At 36.5% G+C, this 24454-nt stretch carries 21 protein-coding genes and 2 pseudogenes; 21 read left to right on the forward strand and 2 right to left on the reverse strand.

Translation table 11 applies throughout. The features are described from left to right. Positions 1 to 183 (reverse strand): annotated as a pseudogene (locus G577_RS0105815) (ISL3 family transposase); the annotation flags it as partial. Positions 184 to 368: 185 nt separating this feature from the next. After that, a complete protein-coding gene (locus G577_RS0105820) occupies positions 369 to 917 on the reverse strand; it encodes a protein-tyrosine phosphatase family protein (protein ID WP_028790399.1) in 549 nt (182 codons plus the stop codon). 153 nt (positions 918 to 1070) lie between these two features. On the opposite strand from G577_RS0105820, the gene G577_RS0105825 reads away from it, so the two are divergent. The 21 genes and pseudogenes from G577_RS0105825 to G577_RS12265 all read left to right on the forward strand — a co-directional run. Continuing rightward, positions 1071 to 1700, forward strand: coding sequence for an NAD(P)H-hydrate epimerase (locus tag G577_RS0105825; RefSeq protein WP_028790400.1), 630 nt, complete (start codon positions 1071 to 1073; stop codon positions 1698 to 1700). A 13-nt stretch (positions 1701 to 1713) separates the two neighbouring features. Further along, positions 1714 to 3033: a replication-associated recombination protein A gene (locus G577_RS0105830; protein ID WP_028790401.1), complete on the forward strand. Its 1320-nt coding sequence runs from the start codon at positions 1714 to 1716 to the stop codon at positions 3031 to 3033. A gap of 134 nt (positions 3034 to 3167) precedes the next feature. Beyond that, complete coding sequence (locus tag G577_RS0105835) at positions 3168 to 4139, forward strand: glutathione S-transferase family protein (RefSeq protein ID WP_028790402.1); 972 nt, start codon at positions 3168 to 3170, stop codon at positions 4137 to 4139. A gap of 154 nt (positions 4140 to 4293) precedes the next feature. Continuing rightward, positions 4294 to 5238: an AAA family ATPase gene (locus tag G577_RS0105840; RefSeq protein WP_028790403.1), complete on the forward strand. Its 945-nt coding sequence runs from the start codon at positions 4294 to 4296 to the stop codon at positions 5236 to 5238. Continuing rightward, entirely contained in the window at positions 5235 to 6131 is an 897-nt protein-coding gene (locus G577_RS0105845; protein ID WP_028790404.1) for a DUF58 domain-containing protein, read from the forward strand. Before G577_RS0105840 ends, G577_RS0105845 begins: the two co-directional genes overlap by 4 nt. A gap of 112 nt (positions 6132 to 6243) precedes the next feature. Further along, complete coding sequence (locus tag G577_RS0105850; RefSeq protein ID WP_028790405.1) at positions 6244 to 8406, forward strand: transglutaminase-like domain-containing protein; 2163 nt, start codon at positions 6244 to 6246, stop codon at positions 8404 to 8406. A 294-nt stretch (positions 8407 to 8700) separates the two neighbouring features. Next, positions 8701 to 9669: a CAP domain-containing protein gene (locus G577_RS0105855; RefSeq protein ID WP_231557776.1), complete on the forward strand. Its 969-nt coding sequence runs from the start codon at positions 8701 to 8703 to the stop codon at positions 9667 to 9669. 96 nt (positions 9670 to 9765) lie between these two features. Then, positions 9766 to 10314, forward strand: a complete 549-nt coding sequence (locus tag G577_RS0105860) for a GNAT family N-acetyltransferase (RefSeq protein ID WP_028790407.1) — start codon at positions 9766 to 9768, stop codon at positions 10312 to 10314. A gap of 207 nt (positions 10315 to 10521) precedes the next feature. After that, on the forward strand, positions 10522 to 12006 hold the full coding sequence (locus G577_RS11110) for a PTS transporter subunit EIIC (protein ID WP_038027644.1): 1485 nt from the start codon (positions 10522 to 10524) through the stop codon (positions 12004 to 12006). Between the two features lie 325 nt (positions 12007 to 12331). After that, a complete protein-coding gene (locus G577_RS11800) occupies positions 12332 to 12889 on the forward strand; it encodes a transglycosylase family protein (protein ID WP_028790408.1) in 558 nt (185 codons plus the stop codon). Between the two features lie 281 nt (positions 12890 to 13170). Continuing rightward, positions 13171 to 13992, forward strand: coding sequence for an undecaprenyl-diphosphate phosphatase (locus G577_RS0105875; protein ID WP_028790409.1), 822 nt, complete (start codon positions 13171 to 13173; stop codon positions 13990 to 13992). Positions 13993 to 14347: 355 nt separating this feature from the next. Beyond that, on the forward strand, positions 14348 to 15286 hold the full coding sequence (locus tag G577_RS11115; RefSeq protein WP_051176666.1) for a sensor histidine kinase: 939 nt from the start codon (positions 14348 to 14350) through the stop codon (positions 15284 to 15286). A 157-nt stretch (positions 15287 to 15443) separates the two neighbouring features. Then, entirely contained in the window at positions 15444 to 16082 is a 639-nt protein-coding gene (locus tag G577_RS0105885) for a response regulator (protein WP_028790410.1), read from the forward strand. Between the two features lie 43 nt (positions 16083 to 16125). After that, complete coding sequence (locus G577_RS0105890; protein WP_028790411.1) at positions 16126 to 17550, forward strand: anion permease; 1425 nt, start codon at positions 16126 to 16128, stop codon at positions 17548 to 17550. A gap of 70 nt (positions 17551 to 17620) precedes the next feature. After that, positions 17621 to 18625, forward strand: a complete 1005-nt coding sequence (locus G577_RS0105895) for an isocitrate/isopropylmalate dehydrogenase family protein (protein ID WP_028790412.1) — start codon at positions 17621 to 17623, stop codon at positions 18623 to 18625. Between the two features lie 172 nt (positions 18626 to 18797). Next, a complete protein-coding gene (locus G577_RS0105900; RefSeq protein WP_028790413.1) occupies positions 18798 to 19730 on the forward strand; it encodes a daunorubicin resistance protein DrrA family ABC transporter ATP-binding protein in 933 nt (310 codons plus the stop codon). Positions 19731 to 19743: 13 nt separating this feature from the next. After that, positions 19744 to 21015 carry an ABC transporter permease gene (locus tag G577_RS0105905; protein WP_028790414.1) on the forward strand — a complete coding sequence of 424 codons (1272 nt, stop codon included), beginning with the start codon at positions 19744 to 19746 and terminating at the stop codon, positions 21013 to 21015. Then, positions 21016 to 22101 carry an ABC transporter permease gene (locus G577_RS0105910; RefSeq protein WP_028790415.1) on the forward strand — a complete coding sequence of 362 codons (1086 nt, stop codon included), beginning with the start codon at positions 21016 to 21018 and terminating at the stop codon, positions 22099 to 22101. 284 nt (positions 22102 to 22385) lie between these two features. Continuing rightward, complete coding sequence (locus G577_RS0105915) at positions 22386 to 22961, forward strand: TetR/AcrR family transcriptional regulator (RefSeq protein ID WP_051176668.1); 576 nt, start codon at positions 22386 to 22388, stop codon at positions 22959 to 22961. A 123-nt stretch (positions 22962 to 23084) separates the two neighbouring features. Continuing rightward, a complete protein-coding gene (locus G577_RS0105920) occupies positions 23085 to 23402 on the forward strand; it encodes a hypothetical protein (protein WP_028790417.1) in 318 nt (105 codons plus the stop codon). 688 nt (positions 23403 to 24090) lie between these two features. Beyond that, positions 24091 to 24454, forward strand: a pseudogene (locus G577_RS12265) (C40 family peptidase); the annotation flags it as partial.

The raw sequence follows: 24454 nt of genomic DNA on the forward strand, positions 1-24454 counted from the left end.
CATTAAACAAGCCGTGTCCTCTTCGCCACAGTGAAAACAGGCTTGTGGACGATAAGAAAGCTGACCATAAAAGACAAAACAAATGACGCCGTTAATGGCTTCTTTTTGGAAACAATCTTCTTCAAAAGTCAGATTTAAGTCTAGGATATCTAGGATTTCTTTCGTATAATGAGAGATGGACATCTTGAAACACTCCTTTGGATATTTGTTTGGTACCTTTATTCTACGGGTTTTCAAGGTGTCTGTTTTCTATTTTGCTCAGAAAATATAAAAAAACTCGTATGGGCTACAAGAAAATCATTCTTGTCTACCAACACTAGAAATTATAGAGCCAGAAAAGACGTCGCTTTTTACAGCGACGTCTTTTCTTAAATCCCCCAAGGATGTAATTGTTTACTATATTTTTTATACAATTTGTCATTAAACTTACCTTCGACTAGGTAACTATAAATCAATACGTTTGGAAAATAAATGCCTAAGTCAAGTAGTTTTTGATAATCCTCTGGGACTAATTCTTTGGCAATTGCTAAAGCTGTGGCTGAACTACGGCTTACACCCGCATCACAATGGACGACAAAATGACTGTCTTTATATTTTTCGATAAAATTACGAGTCTTTTGATAATCATCGTCATCAAAAATGTGGTAGTTACTATCTGGATATAATCGGTCAAACATTGCCCGAATCTTCCCACTTTTTTGTTCAATGTCATCCACAGGAAGTTCTAGTACGGCCTTATATTGATTTTTTACATTATCAGGCATAGGTGTTGCCATCTTACCTCGATCGTAGCCAGCATATGAAATTAAAACGGAATTAGATAGAGGTTTATAATCAAGAGCTTCTGGATGTGATAAAGCAATCGCCTTCATATTTTTATCAATTAAATGACCACGCAAATTATAGGTGGCTGTCATAAAAATTGCTCCTTTCCTAGTTGAAAAGTTCCCTATATTTCCATGGTATCTGTTTCTGATGTATTCTTCAAATTTATGAATTGAACGGCTCTTTTTGGAAATAAATGAGCCGGCGTGATAGGATAAACTAAAGAAGACAGGAGAGGATAAGCAATGAAAACATTGACGGCAGAGGAAATGTATGCGTATGAAAAAAATATAATGAATAACAAAGGTGTTCCTTCTAATGTATTGATGGAATGTGCGGCACGCGCAACAGTCAAACAAATGAAACAGACTATCTCCAAAAACGACGGCATAACCGTTGTTGCCGGTGGAGGAAATAATGGAGGCGATGGTTTGGCAGTTGGAAGGATTTTACATAACGAAGGATTTCAAGTAGAAATTTTAGTTATCGGGAACCCTGAACATTACTCTGAACAAAATCGTCTGCAGCAACAAATCGCTAAAAAATATGGAGTAGCTATTGAAACTCATTTAGAAAAAATTGATTTTACAAAAACGAAGGTTATTGTCGATGCATTATTTGGCATTGGTTTGAGTCGTCCAGTAAAGGGAGTACCTTTACAAGCTATTGAAAAAATTAATAGAGCAAAACAAGCGCGTGTTTATGCCATTGATGTTCCCTCAGGGGTTTCTTCCATTGAAGGGAAAATATTAGGAAGTTGTGTTATGGCGGATGAAACAATGACATTTGGCTTTTATAAACATGGTATGGAAAAAGAAGAATTAAAGAATGTTTTTGGAGATATTACAGTTGATGACATTGGTTTTTACTACTAAGGAGTGAGAAGAAATGGCGCAAGAATCGCTTTTTTCTAATCGAGAAAATACAACCCCTCTGGCTAGCAGAGTAAGACCAGAAACAATTGATGATTTTGTAGGACAAAAACAATTATTAGGGGAAGAAAAAATTTTACGCGAAATTATTGAACAAGATCAAATTTCTTCAATGATTTTTTGGGGGCCTCCCGGCGTTGGAAAAACAACGTTAGCTGAAATCATTGCACGTAAAACAAAAGCAAATTTTATTCGAGTGAGTGCAGTAAACAGTGGCATTAAAAAGATTAAAGAGTTGATGGAAGAAGCAGAAACCAAGCGTGATTATGGGGAGAAAACCATTATTTTTGTAGATGAAATTCACCGTTTTAATAAGGCACAGCAGGATGTTTTTTTACCTTATGTAGAAAAAGGAAGTATTATTTTAATTGGAACAACGACGGAAAACCCGTCTTTTGAAGTTAATTCTGCTTTACTTTCACGTTGTAAAGTATTTGTATTAAAAGAACTTACGGTAGAAGACATTACAGAGCTAATAAGAAAGGCGATTCGACACCCTCATGGTTTCGGAAATCTTCAACTTGTTATTGATGATGAAGCGATTGAAGCCATCGCGCGATTTGCTAATGGGGATGCGCGAAGTGCGTTAAATACATTAGAAATGGCTGTGCTAAACGGAGAAAAAACGGGCTCTAAAATTACCGTAACAATGGAAAATTTAGAACAAATTATTAATAAAAAGTCTTTACTTTACGACAAAACGGGAGAAGAGCACTATAATATTATTTCAGCATTGCACAAATCGATGCGTAATAGTGATGTGAACGCAGCGATTTATTGGCTAGCGCGTATGCTAGAAGATGGAGAAGACCCGCTTTATATTGCCAGACGACTTGTTCGCTTTGCTAGTGAAGATATTGGTTTAGCAGATACGAATGCATTAAATGTTACGATGAATGTCTTTCAATCTTGCCAATTTCTAGGTATGCCGGAATGTGACGTTCATTTGACAGAAGCAGTGATTTATTTAGCTTTAGCCCCTAAGTCTAATGCTGTATATAAAGCACGGTTGAATGTAGAAAATGATATTAAGCAGTCGATGAATGAGCCTGTTCCCTTACAGATTAGAAATGCACCCACTGATTTAATGAAAGACTTGGGTTATGGGAAGGACTATCAATATGTCCACCAACAAGAAGATAAGTTATCGACAATGAAAACAATACCTCCTTCATTAGAAGGGCATGAATACTACTTTCCAACGGAAGAAGGCAAAGAAGGCCGTTTTAAAAAACGACTTGAATATATTAAACAATGGCATGAAGAAAATGGGTAAAATTATTTTGGTAGGACCGTCTTCTTTTTTAAGCATAAACGAGTGGAGATCAAAAACAATTTTTTGGGATTTAATGAAGAAAATAGATATAATAAAGAAAAGACAAATAGAAACATTTTAAAAGGAGGAGCGTTATGGGGTTATTAGTCGATGGCAAATGGTATGATCAATGGTATGATACCAAAAGTTCCGGCGGGCGTTTCATTCGTAGTGATTCGCAGTTTCGGAACTGGATAACAAAAGATGGTCGTGCAGGTCCGACAGGAGAAGGTGGGTTTAAAGCAGAGTCAGGTCGCTATCACTTATATGTTTCTTTAGCCTGTCCTTGGGCAAGTCGAGCATTAATTATGCGGAAATTAAAGGGTTTGGAAGAAATGATTTCGCTATCTGTGGTTAACCCGTATATGGGAGAAAATGGCTGGACTTTTGCAGAAGATCAAGGAGTTATTAAAGACCCAATAATAGATGCAGATTACTTGTACCAAATTTATACGCACGTAGATCCTGATTATAGTGGTCGCGTGACTGTGCCTGTTTTATATGACAAAAAACAAGATAAAATTGTTAGTAACGAATCTTCAGAAATTATGCGGATGTTTAACTCTGCTTTTGATGGGGTTGGTGCTAAAGTCGGGGATTATTATCCTGAAGAGTTGCGTACAGAAATCGATGCCATCAATGAGAAAGTTTATAATAACGTAAATAACGGCGTGTATAAAGCGGGATTTGCGACAAAACAAGAGGTTTATGAACAAGAAGTTCAAAACTTATTTCGTGTTTTGGACGAATTAGAAGAAAGATTAGCTCGACAACCTTATATGGTTGGAGATCAATTAACTGAGGCAGATTGGCGGTTATTTACAACTTTGGTTCGTTTTGATAGTGTCTATTTTGGTCATTTTAAATGTAATATTCATGCTCTAACCGATTATAAAAACTTATGGCGCTACGCTAGAGAATTATATAATTATCCTGGTATTAAAGACACCGTTGATTTTTATCATATCAAAAATCATTATTATCGAAGTCATCCGACAATCAATCCGAATGGTATTGTGCCTGTAGGGCCTCAATTGGATTGGCGTATGCCAGAAGAAGATAAGTAAAATTGTATAGACTATAAAAAAACACATCAACTGTTTGTTTGGTGTGTTTTTATTCTTAAGTTTTTAGAAAGCGTTTGACATCCCCCCTAGTTCATACAGTATAATAAAAAGACTAATTAGAAACTAATTTTTACCAGAGAAAGAAGGTGTTATCGTGCAGGAGGAAAAGCTAAGCAACGTTCCTCGTTTGATTGATGAGGTAGAAAAAGTCATCTTTGGGAAACGTGAAACCATCCGGTTAACAATTGCTGCATTACTAGCTGGAGGCCACGTTCTTTTTGAAGATGTTCCAGGGGTAGGGAAGACGATGATGATCAAAACATTAGCTAAGGCAATAAGTGGAACGTTTTCGCGCGTCCAATTTACCCCAGATTTATTGCCGAGTGATATTACAGGTGTGACCATTTTTAATTCACAAACGAATCAGTTTGAATTTCGACAAGGCCCTATTTTTACTACGATCTTATTAGCCGATGAAATCAACCGTACGACGCCTCGTTCCCAGGCAGCTCTTTTAGAAGCTATGTCAGAAAGAGCTGTAACCATTGATAATCATACCCATTTGCTTTCTTCTCATTTTTTTGTTCTAGCGACTCAAAATCCGGTTGAATTTGAAGGGACTTACCCCTTACCAGAGGCTCAACTAGATCGTTTTTTATTTCGCTTATCCATAGGTTATCCTTCCTTTAATGATGAATTGAATTTAATGTTAACCCCACAAAAAGAGGAAGCCGAGATTAGACAAGTCATTACATCAGAAGAAGTTGAAGAACTAAAAACTTTAGTTACTCAGGTACATGTTGATGAACAAGTAGCTAGATATGGGCTAGAATTAATTACTGCTAGTCGCAAGCATTCTGAGATTGTTTTAGGTATTAGCCCTAGAGGAAGTACGGCCTTTATGCATGGTGCACGTGCTTATGCATTAACACAGGGGAGAACTTATGTTACTCCTGAAGACTTGCAAAATATTTTACCTGCGACATTTGGGCATCGGTTACGATTGAAAGGGGGTTACCATGATGAAAAACAACTTCAAAGAGTGATGGAGCAATTAATAGAAGAAGTTCCCATACCAGTGCGGCAGGTGAGAAAATGAAATACCTTCAGCAAACTTGGCGGACTTTAGCTTTTCTATGTATTTATGTCTTATTTGCGAGTTATACGTTCGCTTTTCCTTCTGAGACAGGATGGACATTACTTATTTTTGTTACGCTCGTGGCTTTAGTAGAGCTTTTTAGCTTCATAGGACGTCTGCAAAATCTTGAATTTAGTGCGCCGTATGATTTATCTGTTCATGTAGATACCCCCGTTTCGGTAGAAGTAATGATGAATAAACGTCCGAAAAGAATTCTCTGGATAACGGGTTGTAAAGTCTCTTCTCCTTATTTTTTGGAAGAGTTTACTTATGTATTTTATCATGGTCAGAAAAAGTCATTACAAATGACATGGCAGCCGTATACACGTGGAATTGTACAAAAACAGATGATGCATATCACGGCTTCAGATTTGTTTGGTTGGTTTAAAAAAGAAAGTACTCATACATTCACTGTAGATTGGCAGGTACTGCCAGCTATTCATCCTTTAGGAAAAGTCGCTGGACTTTTTTTCCAAAAGCAGTTGACGCTCAATCGGCAAAATTTCGGTGAGCCTTCTTTTAAAATAAACAAATTTCGCCCCTATCAATCAGGAGATCGGTTAAGTCAAATTGATTGGAAAATTTCAAGTAAGCAACAAGAATTAGTTCTACGTGAATATGAACAAGAACAACCATCAGAAAGTGTTTTTTTATTTTATGGTAGCGCTAGTCCTTATTTTGAAGCAACGTTAAGTTTATTTTATTCTTTGTGGAAAGAGCTGCAAGGTGAAGGGGCAGACTTCGTTCTTTTAGGAGAGCAAGGAATGAGTCAAACTTATTTAACAAAAGACGATTTTTCTTTTATTCAACCTTTAAATCAAGAAGTTGAACTTCCTGATTTTGGCCAAAAATAAGTGATACTTTTGGTTCCAGAAGCGAATCAGTTGCCCAAAACTTCTTCTGTAAGAGGTTGGATTCAAATATATGGCTATCAGCAGCTGTTGCAACAACTGAAGGAGTGAGGCGATGCGCAAAAGAGTTGGCGACAAAATAATTCCTATGGTTCTTACTTTGCTTACTTTTTTGTTGGCATTTTATCAACTTCTAAAGATCTACCATATGGAAAGTCAGTTTAATAGAAATATTTTGATTATCGCCCTATTTTGTTTAATCGCGGGATTCTTTACTAGATGGTTTGTGAAACTCCCTCTTTATTTGCTTGTATTATGTGGAGGCCTGTTTTTAAATTTTTCGCAAAACTTGTCTTTTTCGCTAACATGGGCGTCTGCTTTTGGACAGCAATTATTCAATTTAGGCGAATTATTTTTAGCTGGAAGAATAGGCTATCTTCCAGAAGAGATTGCCATTAGTTTGGTACTTTTAGTGATGAGTTTACTAGCAGAATTGCTTATTGAATATGAACGTATCGTGATAAGTTATCTAATTATTATTGGTTACATGTTATTTTTAATTATTTATAACGATATTGAATTACCTGTAGAAATTGTGCTGTTTGCTAGTCTTGGCCTAATGCATCGTTTTTTGCTTGTTCATGAGAAAAATAAGCGAAATTATTTCATTGTTGGTACTTTGTTGAGTGTATTTTTACTAATTACATGGGCAGTTCCTAATGATTCTATAGAAACTAGGATGTTAGCGCCTAGCGCCACGCTCAGGAACTATTTGAATGAACAGGGATTTTATCAATTTATCGAAGAAACAGGTGCAGGAAATCCTACGCGGAGCGGATTTAGTGAGGATGATGCTGTGTTAGGTGGTCCCCTTTTGGACGACAATCAAATTGTCTTTGAAGCCCAGCAACAATCTCCGCATTACTGGCGGATAGACAGTAAAACGTATTATTCAGGCTCCGGGTGGGAAGATCCGGCGTCAGGGAATACAAGGGTAGAGTCTTATAGTGGAGAAGAAATTGATTTAATAGATGAGGACTATCAGGCAGAGTTAGCTGAAGAAGAGGAAATTAACCTCACTCGCGAAGTCATGGATTCTTATATCCCTCTGCCCTATGGCAATAAACAAATAAACAGTGAAGATCCACCAGCTGAACTATATGTCAATGAAGAAACCCAGCGTGTTGACTTTCAAAATAACGATCCATTTCGTTCGTTTCAACTGAATTGGCAAGACTTCGAGTATACAACGGAAGAATTAGCGGATGTTTCTTTGACAATACCCAATACATCGGTTGATTATTTACAATTGCCTGAACAATTGCCTCAACGAGTTATAGAATTGGCAGAAGAGTTAACAGCTGAAGAAGAAACATTCGTTGGAAAAGTAACAGCCATTGAAGACTATTTGAAGCACTCGGAAAATTTCCGTTATTCTAAAATGGATGCAGGCTTTCCTACAGAAAATCAAGATTATGTGGATCATTTTTTGTTTGATTCTCAGGTAGGGTATTGTGATAATTTTTCTTCTGCGATGGTTGTGATGTTGCGCTCTGTGGGAATACCTGCTCGTTGGGCCAAGGGATTTTCTACTGGTGAAGAAGTAAGCGAAAATCATTATGTTGTTCGTAATAGCGATGCACATTCATGGGCCGAAGTGTATTTTGAGGGATATGGTTGGCTGCCATTTGAAGCGACACCTTCGTTTAATCAACCTTTACAACAAACGACTCCGTCTTCTGAAGAAGTATCCGAGAGTTCTTCAGAAGAAAGGACAACGACTCAAGAAACAACAGAAGAGACTGGGACAGAAGAAAGCAGTAGTACAGCAGAAGATAGTAGTACGACAACAACAAGTACCGTAACAGAACCAACAAATGAACGTCCTTTTTTTATTTCTCCAGTAGTAAGAAATATCTTCTATATGATTTTATTTGTTCTCACCTGCGGGCTTATTTATATATTATGGCGTTGGCATTTTTATTTGTATATTTTCTTTTGGGTTAAGATCAGTCGTGGGAACTTTTTAAATATTTATCCTATTTTATTAAAAAAAGCTGAAAAATTTGTTTTGCGGCCTCCCGAACAGCCATTAAGTCACTATGCACAAATTTTTGAAGAAAGCTACCCTGAATTTCAACAATCTTTTATACACCTGACTTCAATTTATGAGAAAGCTCTGTATGGTGGTGAACAAGAAGATAAGCAATCGCTAACTCAGTCTCTTCTTGATGTTGCTTGGCGTTTGTCTCAAATTAAAAAGAAAAGGAACCTATGATTGCTTCTAATGTTTTTGATTTATTTATATTTTATTAATATCTTACAGAAAAATATAAGCTTAAAGCGAAAAGTATTGCCTTGAAGTAGGCATTAAAGGATAAAATCTATAGTAGAAATTAATGACAAATGAGAAAGTCTATAAGAAGTTAAGCGGGTTTGTAATAGTAGAAGGTGATTAACTATTTTAAAAAGATTAGTAAAATTAGCAGTACTAGTATTAATAGTAGTTTGGACAAGGCCACTTTGGGAAGAACCTGTAGAAAATTTTACGACTCAAGTTTTTGGCGAAAACTTGAATCTTGCTTACGTAAGAGAACAAGCCAATTGGCTATATGATTCTTTTACAGGTAATGATACAGAGAATGAACAAAGTCAGACAAGGGCTTTAGAGTTAGACCAGCCAGAAAACCAAACTTTTTCCATTGGTAATGTGGAAATTGGCGATAGTAGAGAAGAAATTGAAAATAATTATGGAGCTCCTGCTCGTGAAACAACAAATGAATATGATATTGAATGGGCGAGCTATCACGAAAATTATCAAAATTTTTTACTAGTTGCTTATGATCAACAAGATACAGTGCAGGGGTTGTATACCAACCAAGATTTGATAGCGGCTCAAAATGGTATAGCTTTAGGTACAACGAAATCTCAAGTTCATGAAGAATTAGGAGAAGCAGAAAATGCGATTCATCATAGTGGCTTTAATATGCAAATAAATGATGATGGAGAGTATGACGTTTACCGTATTGATGGGAATTATGTGACTATTTTTTATGATGTGCATGAAAATGATGAAGTGACAGCCATGCAAATTGTACAAGAACCATTAGAAACAGAAAAAAATTCTCTTTACGCGGAAGCTAGTGAGTCTTTAAAAGAAGGATTTGAGTATCAATTGTTTGATGTTACAAATGCCGAGCGCGCCAAACGTGGGTTGAATGTACTCGACTGGAATGAAGAAGTAAGAGGAACGGCTAGGAAACATAGTACGGATATGGCGGTGAATCATTATTTTGATCATACCAATCAACAAGGGCAGTCGCCTTTTGATCGGATGCAAGAGGATGGCATTGCCTTTATGAGCGCAGGTGAAAACTTAGCTCAAGGACAGCCTAGCAGTATTTTTGCTCATCAAGGACTCATGAACTCTGAAGGTCATCGTAGAAATATTGTCAGTGACAGCTTTACTGAATTAGGGGTTGGCGTTGACTTCAATGAAGATAATCAACCTGTTTATACAGAGAATTTTTTAAGTAGATAAAATAAGTCAAAAACCTTCTTATGGAAAGCATGAGAAGGTATTTTTCTTTTATGTGCTGCAATTAAAAGAAATTAAATGAAATAAAGGAGATCAGTGATGGGTACTGAAACGATACAAACGAAACGGTTAACATTACGGAAACTGCGTGTGGAAGATAGCAACCAGATGTATGCAAACTGGGCTTCAGATTCTAAAGTAACGCGCTATTTATCATGGCCGCCACACGGCACAATTGAAACTGTAAAAACATTACTATGGGAAAAACAGCAATTTTATACAGATACTAATTATTTCGACTGGGAAATTGAAATAAAACAAACGCAGGAATTGATTGGGACAATTACGGTAGTAGATCATGATAAAAGTACTCAAACATTTGAACTTGGCTATGTGATTGGTAAAAATTGGTGGGGCAAGGGATACGTAACAGAAGCTGTGCAAGCTGTTGTTTCTTATCTTTTTCAAGAAACAACAGTGAACCGGATTGAAGCAAAGCATGATACAAGTAATGACAATTCAGGTAAAGTCTTAAGAAAAAACAGATTCAATTATGAAGGAACATTAAAAAAGCGCGGTACTAATAATCGTGGAGTAGTTGATATATCGATTTATTCTATGTTAAGAAAAGACTGGATTGGATATTAACTTTCTTTTTACAAATCAAATCCTAAACGAGACAAAAACAGTGAGATTGTGCTATGATTTTTTAGTCTTGTTTAGGATTTTTAGGATTATAAATGGTACAACTAAATAAAGGTAGGTGAAAAATTTTATTCTAAACTTTATACATAAGATATGGACTTAGCAATCATGTAATAAACGAGACAAATGTATTATAAGGGAAGAGAATTGATGGCAAAGGGTTATAATAAACTAGCAAAAGAAATCATTGAGCATGTAGGCGGTGAAAACAATGTTGAACAGCTCCAACATTGTGTTACGCGCCTACGATTTTATTTAAAAGATGAAAGCAAAGCAGATACAGAATATTTAAAAAATTTAGCAGGAATTGTCACTGTCATTGAGGCAAGTGGCCAATACCAGATAGTTATAGGTAATGAAGTCGGGAAAGTTTATGAAGCGATTTTAAATATTGCTAACGTTAATAATGAACCCACGGAGCCTTCAAATCATGGAGGAGATAATAAACGTAAGCCTCTTGATAAATTTATTGACCTGATTTCTGGAATTTTCCAACCATTCATCGTAGTATTAAGCGCAACTGGAATGATAAAAGGGATCGTGGCTTTATTAGGCGTTTTTGGATTAAATGAAACAAATAGTGGCTTTTACGCTGTATTAAATGCAGTAGGCGATGGTTTCTTTCAATTTTTACCTGTTGTTATTGCGTTGACAGCGGCAAAAAAATTCCGAATGAACATTTATTCAGCTTTAGCTATTGCATTTGCTTTAGTTTATCCTTCTTTAAGTGATATCACAGCAGGTGAGCCACTCTATACTTTATTTGCAGGGACACCATTTAGTGCGGATGTATTTACTACATTTCTTGGGATTCCAGTATTATTACCACCGGGTGGGTATTACTCAACCGTTATCCCTGTTATTTTAGCCATATGGTTTGGCGCAAAAGTTGAAAAAGGGTTTAAAAGAATTATACCTTCCGTTGTTAATTCTTTTTTGACGCCCTTTTTTACGGTGTTAGTCGCGGCTTCTCTTGCTATTTTAGTCATTGGCCCTATAGCTACTTGGGGCGCTGATTTCATTGGCTTTATATTTATGGGCATTTATGAATTGAGTCCAGTCATTTTTGGTGCCCTCGTTGGTGGGTTATGGCAATTGCTTGTAATGTTTGGATTACACTGGGGGCTAGCTCCTATTGGCATACTGCAAATTTCTGAACAAGGGTTCACTCCTATTTTATCTAATTCTGGTAGTGCAAGTTTTGGTGTACTTGGGGTCTTATTAGCCATTATAGTTAAAAATAGAACAAGAAGTGTAAGAAATATTGGAATTCCTGCTACAATTGCTTCGGTATTTGGTGTAACTGAACCAGGAATTTATGGACTTTTATTGCCAATGAAAAAACCATTTATTATTGCGTTGATTTCCAGTGCGATAGGGGGAGCATATACAGGATTTTTTGATGTCGTTGTTTACCGTATAGGGGGCTTCGGGATTTTTACCCTTACAAACTATATCACAGATGATGGCCAGTTAACGATGAATTTCTGGCATCGCTTAATTTCATTTGTTCTTGTTACAGTAATCGCCTTTACTATTCAAATGTTTATGAAAACTCCACAATTAGAAACAATGAATGGAGAAAAACAAACGATAAATCATGAAGAATCGGAAAAAGTCGAAAATAAAATATGATAGTTAGATCAAGAAGGTGAGAAAGGACTAGCTGGGTAATTGTTCATTCATTTTGATAACTAATGAAAAACAGCTGATAAGTGAGGTTTGTTGGTTTACTATCACTCACTCATTTTATTAATAAATATGTTCGTTATTTTATTTTTGCTTTTAAGAAAAGGGAAATGCTTTGAATTCAATAAAAGGTCGTATTTTTCAATTTGTTTTCGTTTTGTTAAAAATGTAATGAAATGTTATTTGCGCTTAACACACAAAGCCTTCACGTATGTTAAATTAAGAATCGTGGTTAGGCCACATAGTTAAAACATCTTGGAGGTATTCATTTATGAAACTCAAAAAACTATTACTGGGGACAGCGTTGACCGCAGGTACGGTTTTTGCAGTTGGAACAACTAGCGCCAATGCGGATGAAGTTTATACAATTCAATCCGACGACACATTAGCAAAAATTTCAAAACAATTTGTTGGAGATAAAAGTTTAATTGATTCGATCGTGGATGCAAATGGCATTCAAGATAAAAATGTAATTTATGAAGGCGAACAATTGACAATTCCAACGAATGGTAATGACGCTGAAGAGCAACAACCAGCTCAAGCAGAACAACAACCAGCTCCTGAAGCTGATAATTCTGGGGATTCTTCCGTAGAAGTGAACGATCATTTACAACAAATTGCGCAACGTGAATCAGGTGGAGACTTACAAGCTGTAAATCCATCTTCAGGTGCAGCAGGTAAATATCAATTCATGCAACCTACATGGGATTCTGTAGCGCCAGCGGAATATCAAGGCGTTTCTCCTACCCAAGCTCCTGAACATGTTCAAGACGCAGCAGCTCAAAGGTTATATGATGAAGTTGGCCCATCCCAATGGGTAACTGCATAAATCCCTAGTATGTTTTTTATTGATTAAATAGTATTGAAGTAACTACAGTTTTTAAAATAAAAAAACCTAGTTTATATAGACAAATCGAATGTTCTCTTCTAAAGTTGAAGAGCTCTCATTCGATTTGTCTTTTTTTATCCATTCACATATTTGATAAAGAGTTTTACTTATATTTTTTTAATTTATACAATTGTTTAGTGATATTGAGATTTAAATAAAGTACAATATTAGTAAGCCATTCGGTTGGTTTATTTAAGCTATGTAAGAAGAAAGGGTTAAAAATGGAGTCTTTAACGAATTTGTGGACGCTGTTCCAGTATTTTATTCTTGGTATTGTTCAGGGGATAACCGAACCAATCCCAGTATCCTCTAGCGGTCATTTAATTATTGCCAGAGAGCTATTTAATGTTGAAGCTAGAGGGCTTTCTTTTGAAATCTTTGTGAATTTTGCTTCTTTGTTAGCTGTGATATTGATTTATCGAAAGGATATTGTACGTTTAATTGCGCAAACATGGAGGTTTTTATTCAAAGGAGATAAAAACGCTAAAAGTGATTTTATGTTCGTTATTTATCTCGTTATAGCAACCATTCCTGTGGGAGTTGTCGGCGTATTGTTTGGCGATGTGCTAGGTGAGGCGTTAAGTGGGATAAGGGTCGTCGGAGTTACCTTGCTGATTACGGCACTTTTCCTTTGGATCATTCGTAACTTACAAGGACGTAAACAAGATGGTGACTTATCAACAAAGGATGCGATTATTGTGGGGCTTGCGCAAGCAGTGGCTACAACACCTGGAATAAGTAGGTCTGGGGCTACAATTGTTGCTTCTATGCTTGTCGGGATGAAAAAAGAAACTGCTTTGCGTTTTTCTTTCCTTCTTTATATTCCCGTAAGTCTCGGAACAGGGATTCTTGAAATACCTGAAATTGTTCGCGATCCGGCCATGGGTCAATTATGGGGGCCATATCTGTTAGCATTTATCACTGCATTTATTGCGAGTTATTTTGGTCTTAAGCTATTTATGGACATTATGCGTCGTGGAAAGCTAGAATATTTTGCTTATTACTGCGTAGCTGTCGGTCTTTTAGCACTGTTTTTCTTGTAGCATGATTTGGAAACCAAAAAAAGACTGGGATTTATTTCCCAGTCTTTTTTGAGAAGAATAAACTATACGATATGCTTAAGTCAGTAGAGCGAGGCAAATGAGTCGAATAGGGCGGAGCTGAGTGGTTTGTTTTTAGATGTTTAAAAAAGGAGTATGCAATTAAAAAAGTTTCATGGATTCAACAGTCATGGTAACTATTGAACAACAATAATAATGTGTAAATTAGGAGAGTAAATAACAGAAAAAGCTAGTATTATAAGACGTCCATTTGCTAGAATAGTAAAAAGCAGTTCTAGGGTTCACGCGGGGCCTATAGGATAGTCATCATTTTTTAAGAATAGGGAAGGGGACCAGTATGCTCTTTTTTTGGATAAGCTCGGTTGTAACGTTCATTGCTTGGGCTTTGGAAATCTATTTATCGGATGTCGCAAGTCATTTTTTTCTTTTGAGTACTTTTTTCTTTGTTTTTTATTTTATGGTTCCGATTTTAAAGAAACCTTATAAAATGATTGATGTGAGTTTGCTACCTCTCTTTCTTTTCTTTGTGTTTGATAATATCTTAGTATTCTGGCTAATTGTTGCAGCCCTTGCTTTATATGTAAGCGCCTATCTGGCGATCCATTCAGCCTATATTTACTTATCCTATCTTACTTTGCTGACTGTCTTGTTTCCTCTACTTGAACGAGAATGGCTGCTGGCATTGACTGCATTATTAAACTTTGTTCTTTTTTTCTTTGTTATTATCCATTGGAAACAAGCTGATATTAAAAAAGTAGCTTATAAAGATGACTATGAAACGCTGTATCGCTTGTATCGTTCTTCCAAACGACAAGTAGGAGATATGGAAAGAGTGACAAGACAAGAAGAAAGAAATCAAATGGCCAGAGAAATTCACGATTCAGTAGGACATCGCCTAACAGCTTTGACTATGCAATTAGAAGCAGCGAGATTACAGGCAAAAACTAGTGAAAGTCAAGAAACTTTTGCACAACTAAAGACACTGGCACAAGATAGTTTAGCAGATACGCGCAATGCCGTCCGAACGTTTAAGACAGAAGATACAGCGGGCTTACAAGCGGTGATTCAATTAATACGAAAGTTGGAGGCAGAAAGTCAGTTGCGGGTAGCTATTACCATGAAAACAGGTGTTTTAGGTATTATCTTAACGAACCAGCAATCTGTTACATTGTATCGTGCCATTCAAGAATCATTGACAAATATGATGAGGCACAGTTCGAGTCGTCAAGCAATGGTAGAATTTCAAGTGATTGCTCAAAGAGAGTTACGCTTTTAGATTACTCATTCTGTAAAAGAACAGATAACGATTAAAGAAGGTTTCGGATTGACAAATATGCGGGAACGTTTAGCTGATATTAACGGTAAACTAACCATTAATCAAGTAAAAGATCAATTGCATTTAATTGGCCAATTTCCTTTGGAGGTGAAAAATAGTGATTAACATTTTACTCGTAGAAGATCAGATGCTTGTGCGTCAAGGGTTAAAATTAATGATCGAAACCGAGAAGGAATTTCAGGTATCTGGAGAGGCTAGCAACGGGCAAGAAGCTGTCACGCTATGCGAGAAGCAAACTTTTGATGTGGTGATTTTAGATATCCGTATGCCTGAAATGAGCGGATTAGAAGCAGGACGCAAGATTCGTCAACGTTGGCCTGATGTGATTATCTTAATGTTAACAACATTTAATGATGAAGAATATGCACTTGAGGCATTAAAGTATCAAGCAAATGGTTATCTTTTAAAAGATGGTGATTCGGAAGTTTTGATTCGGTCCATCAGGAGTGCACTAGAAGGCGGACTGGTTATTGAGGATCATGTGGCAGCCAAGGTCATGCCAACTTTGCTAAAAGACCAAACAGAAAAAGCAGAAGTGGACCAATCATTGACAAGCCGAGAATTAGATATTATTACTTGCATTGGTCAGGGAATGAATAATCAAGAAATTGCATCGAAATTATTTTTGTCTACAGGAACGGTCAAAAATCAAATTTCGATCATTTTAGACAAACTAGAGTTACGTGACCGTACGCAAATAGCAATTTATTCGTTGGAACATGGTATAAAAAGGTAATTTATGCCTTAGTACAAGATTAACTGAAAGTAGGTTGGAGAATATGGCAGAATCAAAATTTAATCGACAGTTTTTTATTCATTTAGCAATTCCACTCCTTATTGGAATTATTATTTGGTTTCTCCCTTGGAGACCAGAAGAAGTCCCTGTAGCAGGCTGGCAAATGTTGGCCATATTTGTTGCTACGATTGTTGCAATTATTTTAAAACCTCTACCCATGGGGGCTATTGCCTTAATTGGTCTTACGTTAACAATCATTATAGGGCCGTTAAGTACAGAAACGGCTTTAAATGCTTTTGCAGGGACAAGTGTCTGGCTAATCGTTTTAGCTTTTTTCCTATCTAAAGGGATTATAAAGACTGGACTAGGGTATCGAATAGCTTATCTCTTGATCGAAAAGTTTGGGAAAAAGACAATCGGTCTGGTATATGCAATAACAGGGGTGAACATCGTTGTAGGACCAGCTATTCCAAGTAGTACCGCACGGACTGGTGGAGTAATGCTACCTATTGTTCAAGGATTGGCTGAGATTTATGACTCAAGACCTCAGGATGGGACACGTAAAAAAATAGGAGCGTTTTTAATTACTTGTCTTTATCACATAGATACGATTGTGGCAACGATGTTTTTAACAGCAGGAGCTACCAAACCTTTAGCACAGGAGTTAGCTGCTGGATTTGGTATTGAGATTACTTGGATGAATTGGTTCTTAGGTGCTCTAGTCCCAGGATTACTTTCATTAATCCTTATTCCATTAGTTTTGTTGAAACTCTATCCGCCAGAAATAAAAGAAACACCGGGAGCGCCATCTTGGGCGAAAGAAAAGAGACAAGAGATTGGTCCGATGACATTGGATGAAAAGAATATGTCGTGGATTTTTGTTCTAGCAATTGTCTTATGGGTTTCCGGACAGTTTATCGATTTGAGTGCAGTCACTGTTGCTTTAATCGCTGTTTCTTTATTACTTTTATTAAAAATTTTAGAATGGAACGATATTACGCAGGAAAAGGGTGCATGGAACACCTTAATCTGGTTTGCTATTTTGGTTATGATGGCTGGCCAGTTAAACGAGCTAGGATTTATTCCTTGGTTTAGTGATGCGATTGCTTCTGTTGTAACGGGATGGAGTTGGATCGCTATATTTGCAGTGCTTTGTCTGGCTTTTTTCTATACTCATTATTTCTTTGCTAGTTTAACAGCACATGTTACAGCGATGTATCCAGCCTTTTTAGGTGTCGCGTTAGCCTCTGGAGCGCCACCTTTGTTTGCCGCTCTAATGCTTGCTTATATTACCAATATTTGTGGTGCTACCACTCATTATGCTAGTGGCCCTGCGGCTGTTTTATTCGGGGAAGGTTATGTAACGCAGAATGAATGGTGGAAATTATGCTTTATCATGGGCCTGATGTATCTATTTATTTGGCTAGTTATTGGTTCAGGCTGGATGAATCTCATCGGTTTTATGTAATACGGAAAAGTAGACAATATATATGGAAATTGTATTGATCAAGATAAAAAAGAAGAAAAGAGGGGAAATAATGAAAGTAACGATGATTACAGGAGATGGCATAGGTAAAGAAATTTCTCAAAGTGTGATGGATATTATCGATGCTTCAGGCGCAAACCTCACTTGGGATATTGTTCATGCGGGCGAAGCGGTTTATGAAGAAACAGGCTCTCTTATTCCAGTTAAGGTTTTTACAAGTTTAGAACAAAATAAAGTCGCGCTAAAAGCACCTATGACGACACCAATTGGCAAGGGATTTCACAGTGTGAATGTCGCCTTGCGAAAAAAATATGATTTATATGCAAACATCCGTCCGATTCAATCGATCGGAACGATGGAAACCTTATTTAAACAATTAGATTTAGTCTTATTTAGAGAAAATACAGAGGACTTATATGCAGGTATGGAAGAAAAAGTTACGGATGATGAGATGCGTAGCATAAAAATTATTACTAGAGACGCTTCAGAAAGGATTATTCGTCGGGCTTTTGAATATGCTCAAGAGAATCATCGGTCAAGTGTAACAGTTGTGACCAAAGCGAATATTATGAAATTATCCGATGGGTTATTTTTAGATATTGCCCGAGAAATCGCTAATGAGTTTCCAACGATCGAATTCAAAGAAATCCTAGTAGACAATATGGCTATGCAATTAGTGATTGATCCTTATCAGTTTGATGTTGTAGTCACTGAAAACCTATACGGTGATATTTTATCTGACGAGATGGCAGGGCTCATTGGTGGGTTAGGTCTTGTCCCAGGCGCCAATGTTGGAGATGATATGGCGATATTTGAGGCTGTTCATGGCTCTGCGCCGGATATCGCCGGCAAAAATTTAGCGAATCCGACAGCGATTATTTTAGGGGGCTGTATGATGTTGGATTATTTAGGAAAAACCAAAGAAAGCCATAATATCCGCTACGCTTTAGATATTGTATTAAGTCAACCGGAAAATTTCACGCATGATTTGAAAGGAACAGCGTCTACAAGTCAATTTACTCAAGCAGTTATTAAACAAGTGCAACAATTGAATTAAATAGGTTATAAAATGATACAAGATGACAAAAGTCATAGTGACAAATGACCAGAGACAGTATGAAAGCTGTCTCTGTTTTTTTATAATAAAAACAGCAAGGTTGAGTTATCTAAAGCATAAGACATGAGGATTTGCTTTAGATTATAGATAGTCATCAAAGGAGTGTGTGAAAATGATAGAAGTGCAAAGTTTAAAGAAGTCTTTTAAGAAAAAAGTGGCTGTAGAAAATATGAACTTCTATTTGGAAGATGGGGAATCTGTAGGGTTACTTGGGCCTAATGGAGCGGGAAAGTCGACGGCTATTTCCATGATATCGACTTTAATGCCGCCTACCCAAGGATCTATTACATATAATGGAAAAGATGCATTGACAAAACCAGATGAGCTGCGTAAAGATTTGGGTGTTGTTCCGCAAGAAATTGCTTTATACGAAGAATTATCTGCTTATGAAAATATGAAGTTTTTTGGCAAAGTTTATGGGCTATCAGGGAAGTTATTAGAAGATCGGATTCAAGAAATCTTGAAGTTGATAGGCCTTACTGAAAGACAAAAAGAAGCCGTGGAAACTTATTCAGGAGGGATGAAGCGACGAATTAATCTGGCAGTTGCTTTAATGCACAAACCTAAAACGTTGGTTATGGATGAGCCTACTGTAGGGATTGATCCCCAATCTAGAAACTATATCTTAGATATGGTACGGAATTTGAATCGTGAAGAAGGCTTAACGGTTTTATACACTAGTCATTATATGGAAGAAGTCGAAAAATTGTGTGACCGTGTATACATAATGGATGAAGGGCGCGTGATCGCTTCTGGCACAAAAGAGGAATTAAAAAGTATTTTGTCAAACGAAGAAACGGTTACTATTCAAGTAGAAGAAGCTAAAGAGGCGTTTGCGGATTTACTCTCTTCTCAGCAGAGTATTACTCAGGTGATGAAAAATGACCAGGGGTATAGCTTGATTACTTCTAGAGGAGAACAACTGCTTGAAGAAATATTTGATTATGCCAAGCAGACACAAGTTAAAATTTTAAGTATTCATGTTCAAACACCTACACTAGAAGATGTCTTCTTGCATTTAACTGGACGAAAGTTAAGGGACTAGGAGGCTAAAAAGTATGTTTAATTTAATCAAAAAAGATTTTTTGACACTCTCAAAAAGTAAAAGTGATCTCATTGAACTTTTGCTTATGCCTCTATTTCTAACGGCGATTTTAGGTTTTGCTTTGGGTGATATGATCATGAGTAATGTCAGTATAGACGCCTTTGATGTAGGAATTGTTAATAACCAGAATTTTGCAGGCGATCTGAATCGTTTGGAAGAAGAGCTTTTAGAAGACGGGTTACCGGAAGAAACTACGGATGAGATTATATCCAATGCTGAAGATGTCGATCCTTCGAATATGTTAATTGACTTATTGGAAGGGGAGAATTTTGAAGATCTTATGATTATTCATGAATTTGATGAAGCTCGTACAGCTCAAGCAGCTATGGATGAGGGGGAATTATCGGGTTTGATTACGATCCCAGAGAGGTTTAGCTATGATATCTGGCAGTCACTCTATTTTGATGAAGAGCCCAATACTGCATTAGAAGTCGTTGGGCAAGGAGAAGGTCTTGTTTCTTCTACGATTCTTCAAAGTGTCGTGCATAGTTTTGCTGATCAATATAATTTAGAAACATCGATTGCACTTGCAACAGATGGCCAAGCAGAGTTAGAAGAAGAGGATGACCGTGACTATGGAGGAGTTACGCAGCTTTCTGTAGAAGAACCTGTAAATGCTTTTCAGTATTATACGGTGGGCATGGCGATGATGTTTGCTCTTTCGACAGCTTCAGCTTTAGCTAGTAGAGCTTTTAAAGAAAAAGAACAGCATGTCTTCGGCCGAATTATGTTGTCTGGAACAACCCCAATGACTTATTTAAGTAGTAAAATGATTTCTGGGACATTTATTACATTTGTTCAACTAACGATTTTATTTATTGTATCTACATTAGTCTTTGATATATTTGATGGAAAAAATGCTGCTTTTTGGATGAATATGATTTATACAACAGGATTATTTTCTTTGGCTGTTGGAGGAATTACCAGCTTATTGACAGCTATTTCTTTATATGCAAATGATAATACGACAGTTGGCTTCTTTTCTTCATTTGTTTCTGTATTGGCCTTTTTAGGCGGAAGTTTCACCCCAGTCGATCAGTTTTCTGAGACTCTACAACAACTTGGCAACTGGTTGCCTAACGGAGCGGCGATGACTTCTTATTTACAGATCTTTCAAGGATTTAGTTTTCAAGATGTTTTCCCCTTAATGATCAGGGTAGCGGGCGCTGCGATGATTTGTCTTGTTGTTGCCATTATGATTTTTCCTAAAAGGAGGCTGGATTAAATGATGAATGTTTTTACTCTCCAATGGAAAAGGTTAATGAAAAAACCGTTCTTAGTGCTCATGTTTACAGGGTTAACCATTCTATTTGTTTTTTTTATGGGTGGTATGCAGATAGATGATTCATCTGTAGATGTTCAAGTATATAGTAATGAACTAACCAATGAAGAAGTAGAAGAATGGGTAGATCGTTTCAATGAAGATGAGGCAATGAATTTTGAAGTGACAGATTATCAAACGGCGGAAGAAAATATTCGTATGAACGATGTCCCTTTTGCCTTGGAAGTAACAGAAGATAACTATCAATTTTTAGTCGGTCATGAAAATGAACATCTACAAGCTGTTGACCAACACGTCTATCAGGTATTTAGTGAACATGAACGTTTAGAAGAAGTAAGAGAGGAGTTTCCTGATAGAGAAATTGACGTAACAGAATTTCTATCTATAGAAGAATCTGAAGGCAGTGGTGCAGCAAGAGCGAATACTGAATTTCAATTAACTGTGCTTATTGGAATGACATTGTACTTTTCAGTTTTTACCATTTTATTTTTACAGACCAATCTTTTAGAAGAAAAGCGAAATGGTACATGGGATCGATTGATTATGTCGCCGCTAAAAAAGACCCAGATCTATTTGGGAAATCTTTTTCATTATTTTCTAGTGGGAATATTGCAAATTGGGCTTTCTTTTTTTATCTTAACGAATCTTTTGGACATTGATATAGGAACGAATTATCTTCCAATGATAGTTGTGGTATTTTCATTTATTTTTGCAATCACAGCGTTGGGGATTTTGCTAGTCAGTTTGATTCGCACACCTCAAGCTTTACAAGTGACGATACCAATCGTAGCGACGGCCATGGCGATGTTGGGAGGAGCTTTCTGGCCTATTGATATCGTACAAAATCGTTTTGTATTGTTTTTAGGTGAATTAATGCCCATTAAACATAGCTTGGAAAGTATGATGAATATCATTATAAACGAATATACGTTAATTGATATTATCCAACCATTAGGTATCTTATTATTGATGGGGACTCTATTTATGGGGATTGGTATGAACTTGATGGAACGGTCGACAAAAGCATAGGGAAAAATGTAAGTCTAGTTGGCTGAAGATGTTTGTCATTCTAAAAATTAAATAGCGGGCGTTCAGAAAATCTCAACATTTCTTTTCTCTGAAAGTAAAGAGATTAACGATTTAATATAATAGGGATTGTATTAGATAAAAGCTTGTTAAACCATTTTGATTATCTTTTTAACAAGCTTTTTTATTTTAGACTGACATATAAACTATTGACAAAATGTAATAAACAAGGTAATATAATGAATGAATATAAAACAAATTCATTCATTGTGAAGGGGAGTTATCAGATGCAGATGGATAAGAAACAAGTTCTTTTTGATGCTGCTCGTCGTCTTTTCCTCGAACAAGGGTTTAAAAAAACGAATATTGCGGCCATAACACAACAGGCGGATGTAGCAGTAGGAACCTTTTATAAGTATTATTCTTCTAAAGAAGAAATTTTCTATGAAGTTTATCAAGCTGAAAATGAAACAGCCAAACGTAAGATTGTTGACCAAATAGATGAAAGACAGTCGCCCAAAGAAACAATCAAGCAGTTTATTACAACGATCATTCAAATGAGCAAACAAAATCCAATTTTAGCAGAATGGTATAAAAATACAGCAGTAAGTCAGTTAATCATGAAGCATGACAAAGATAATTGGCAGAACAGTTTGGTCTACAACTTCCTGATTAAAAATATCCAACGTTGGCAAGAGACGGGGGAATTTCGTCAAGATATCGATGAAGAAACCACTTTAGCTTTGTTTAACGCTCTAGTTGTCATTGATAATCACAAAGAAGAAATTCGCACAGACAATTATCCTTATGTGTTAGAAGTTTTGGCTGACATGATTGTAGATGGACTCAGTGCACGCAAATAAACGTCACTAAATTCAGTGGCGCATTATTTTACAAAAACGTGAATGAATTTTCATTATGTTCATTCTAGTGGTTTAATTCGTAACATTTTATGGAGGAATATAAAAAGGAAGGGGAAAAATAGAATGGGACTACAAATTTTAGGTTGGTCTATGTTAATCATTGGTTTAATTTTGATTGTTTGGGGATTTATTGAATTTCCAGAAAATGAATGGCTCAAGGGGGATTTTTTGAGCTTAGCATTAAGCGGTGTTGTGTTAATCACTGGGGCCTTAGCTATTCTTAAAATATCACCATGGCTCATTATCGTAGCGATTATTATTGCAACAGTGCTTCTTGCGATATATATTTGGAATTTTCATATGGGAATAGCTAATACACTAATTAGTTATGTAGTTGTTTTGGCTGTTGTAAGCTGGCTGATTAGTTTAGTCTTAAAATAAATGACTAACACCAATAAGAATAGATAGAAACTCACTAAAATAAATAGGATTAGTGAGTTTCTATATTTCAATACTTCCTATTGGCTACATAGTGATTTAGTTGAATAAAAAATAGTTTAAAAAATTCTGATTTTATCAGGTTAGCAAATGCTGGGAGATGGAATGATTCCGTTGATGGCAATATTCACCGAGGTTTTCTATGTTTGAACATTTCATTTTGTTTTCATTTTGTTATAAATGTAATGAAATGTTATTTCTGTTTAACACACAAAATCTTTGTATATGTTAAATTAAAAATCGTGGTTAAACCACATAGTTAAAAAATCTCGGAGGTACTTAATACATGAAACTTAAAAAATTGATACTAGGAACAGCATTAACGGCAGGCACAGTTTTTGCCATCGGCACAACTAGTGCAAATGCAGATGAAATTTATACCATCCAATCCAATGATACATTAGGGAAGATTTCAAAACAATTTGTTGGCGATAAAAGTTTAATTAACTCAATTGTTGATGCAAATAGCATTCAAGATAAAAATGTGATCTACGCAGGCGAACAATTGACAATTCCAACGAATGGAAATGACGCTAAAGAACAACAAGCTCCTGTACAACAAGAAGCGCCAGTACAAGAGCAACAAGCACCAGTTCAAGAACAACCAGCTGCTGAACAACAGCCAGTAGAAACACCGGCACCATCAGCAAGTGCTGACGGATCAGCAATTGTAGCTGAAGCTCAAAAACATATGGGAACTCCTTATGCGTGGGGTGGAAGAACGCCTGATGGTTTTGATTGTTCAGGTTTTACTCAATATGTTTATAAACAAGTAACTGGTAGAGACATTGGTGGTTATACTGTACCGCAAGAAAATGCTGGAACTCAAATTTCTGTTAATGAAGCTCAAGCAGGAGATTTGTTGTTCTGGGGTTCTAAGGGAGGTACTTATCACGTAGCGATCTCTACAGGAGGCAGTTCATTTATTCATGCACCAAAACCAGGTGACACAGTGAAAAATGGTGACACTCAATACTTTACTCCTGATTTTGCAG

It is taken from the genome of Tetragenococcus muriaticus DSM 15685, assembly GCF_000423785.1.
Taxonomy (GTDB): Bacteria; Bacillota; Bacilli; order Lactobacillales; family Enterococcaceae; genus Tetragenococcus; species Tetragenococcus muriaticus.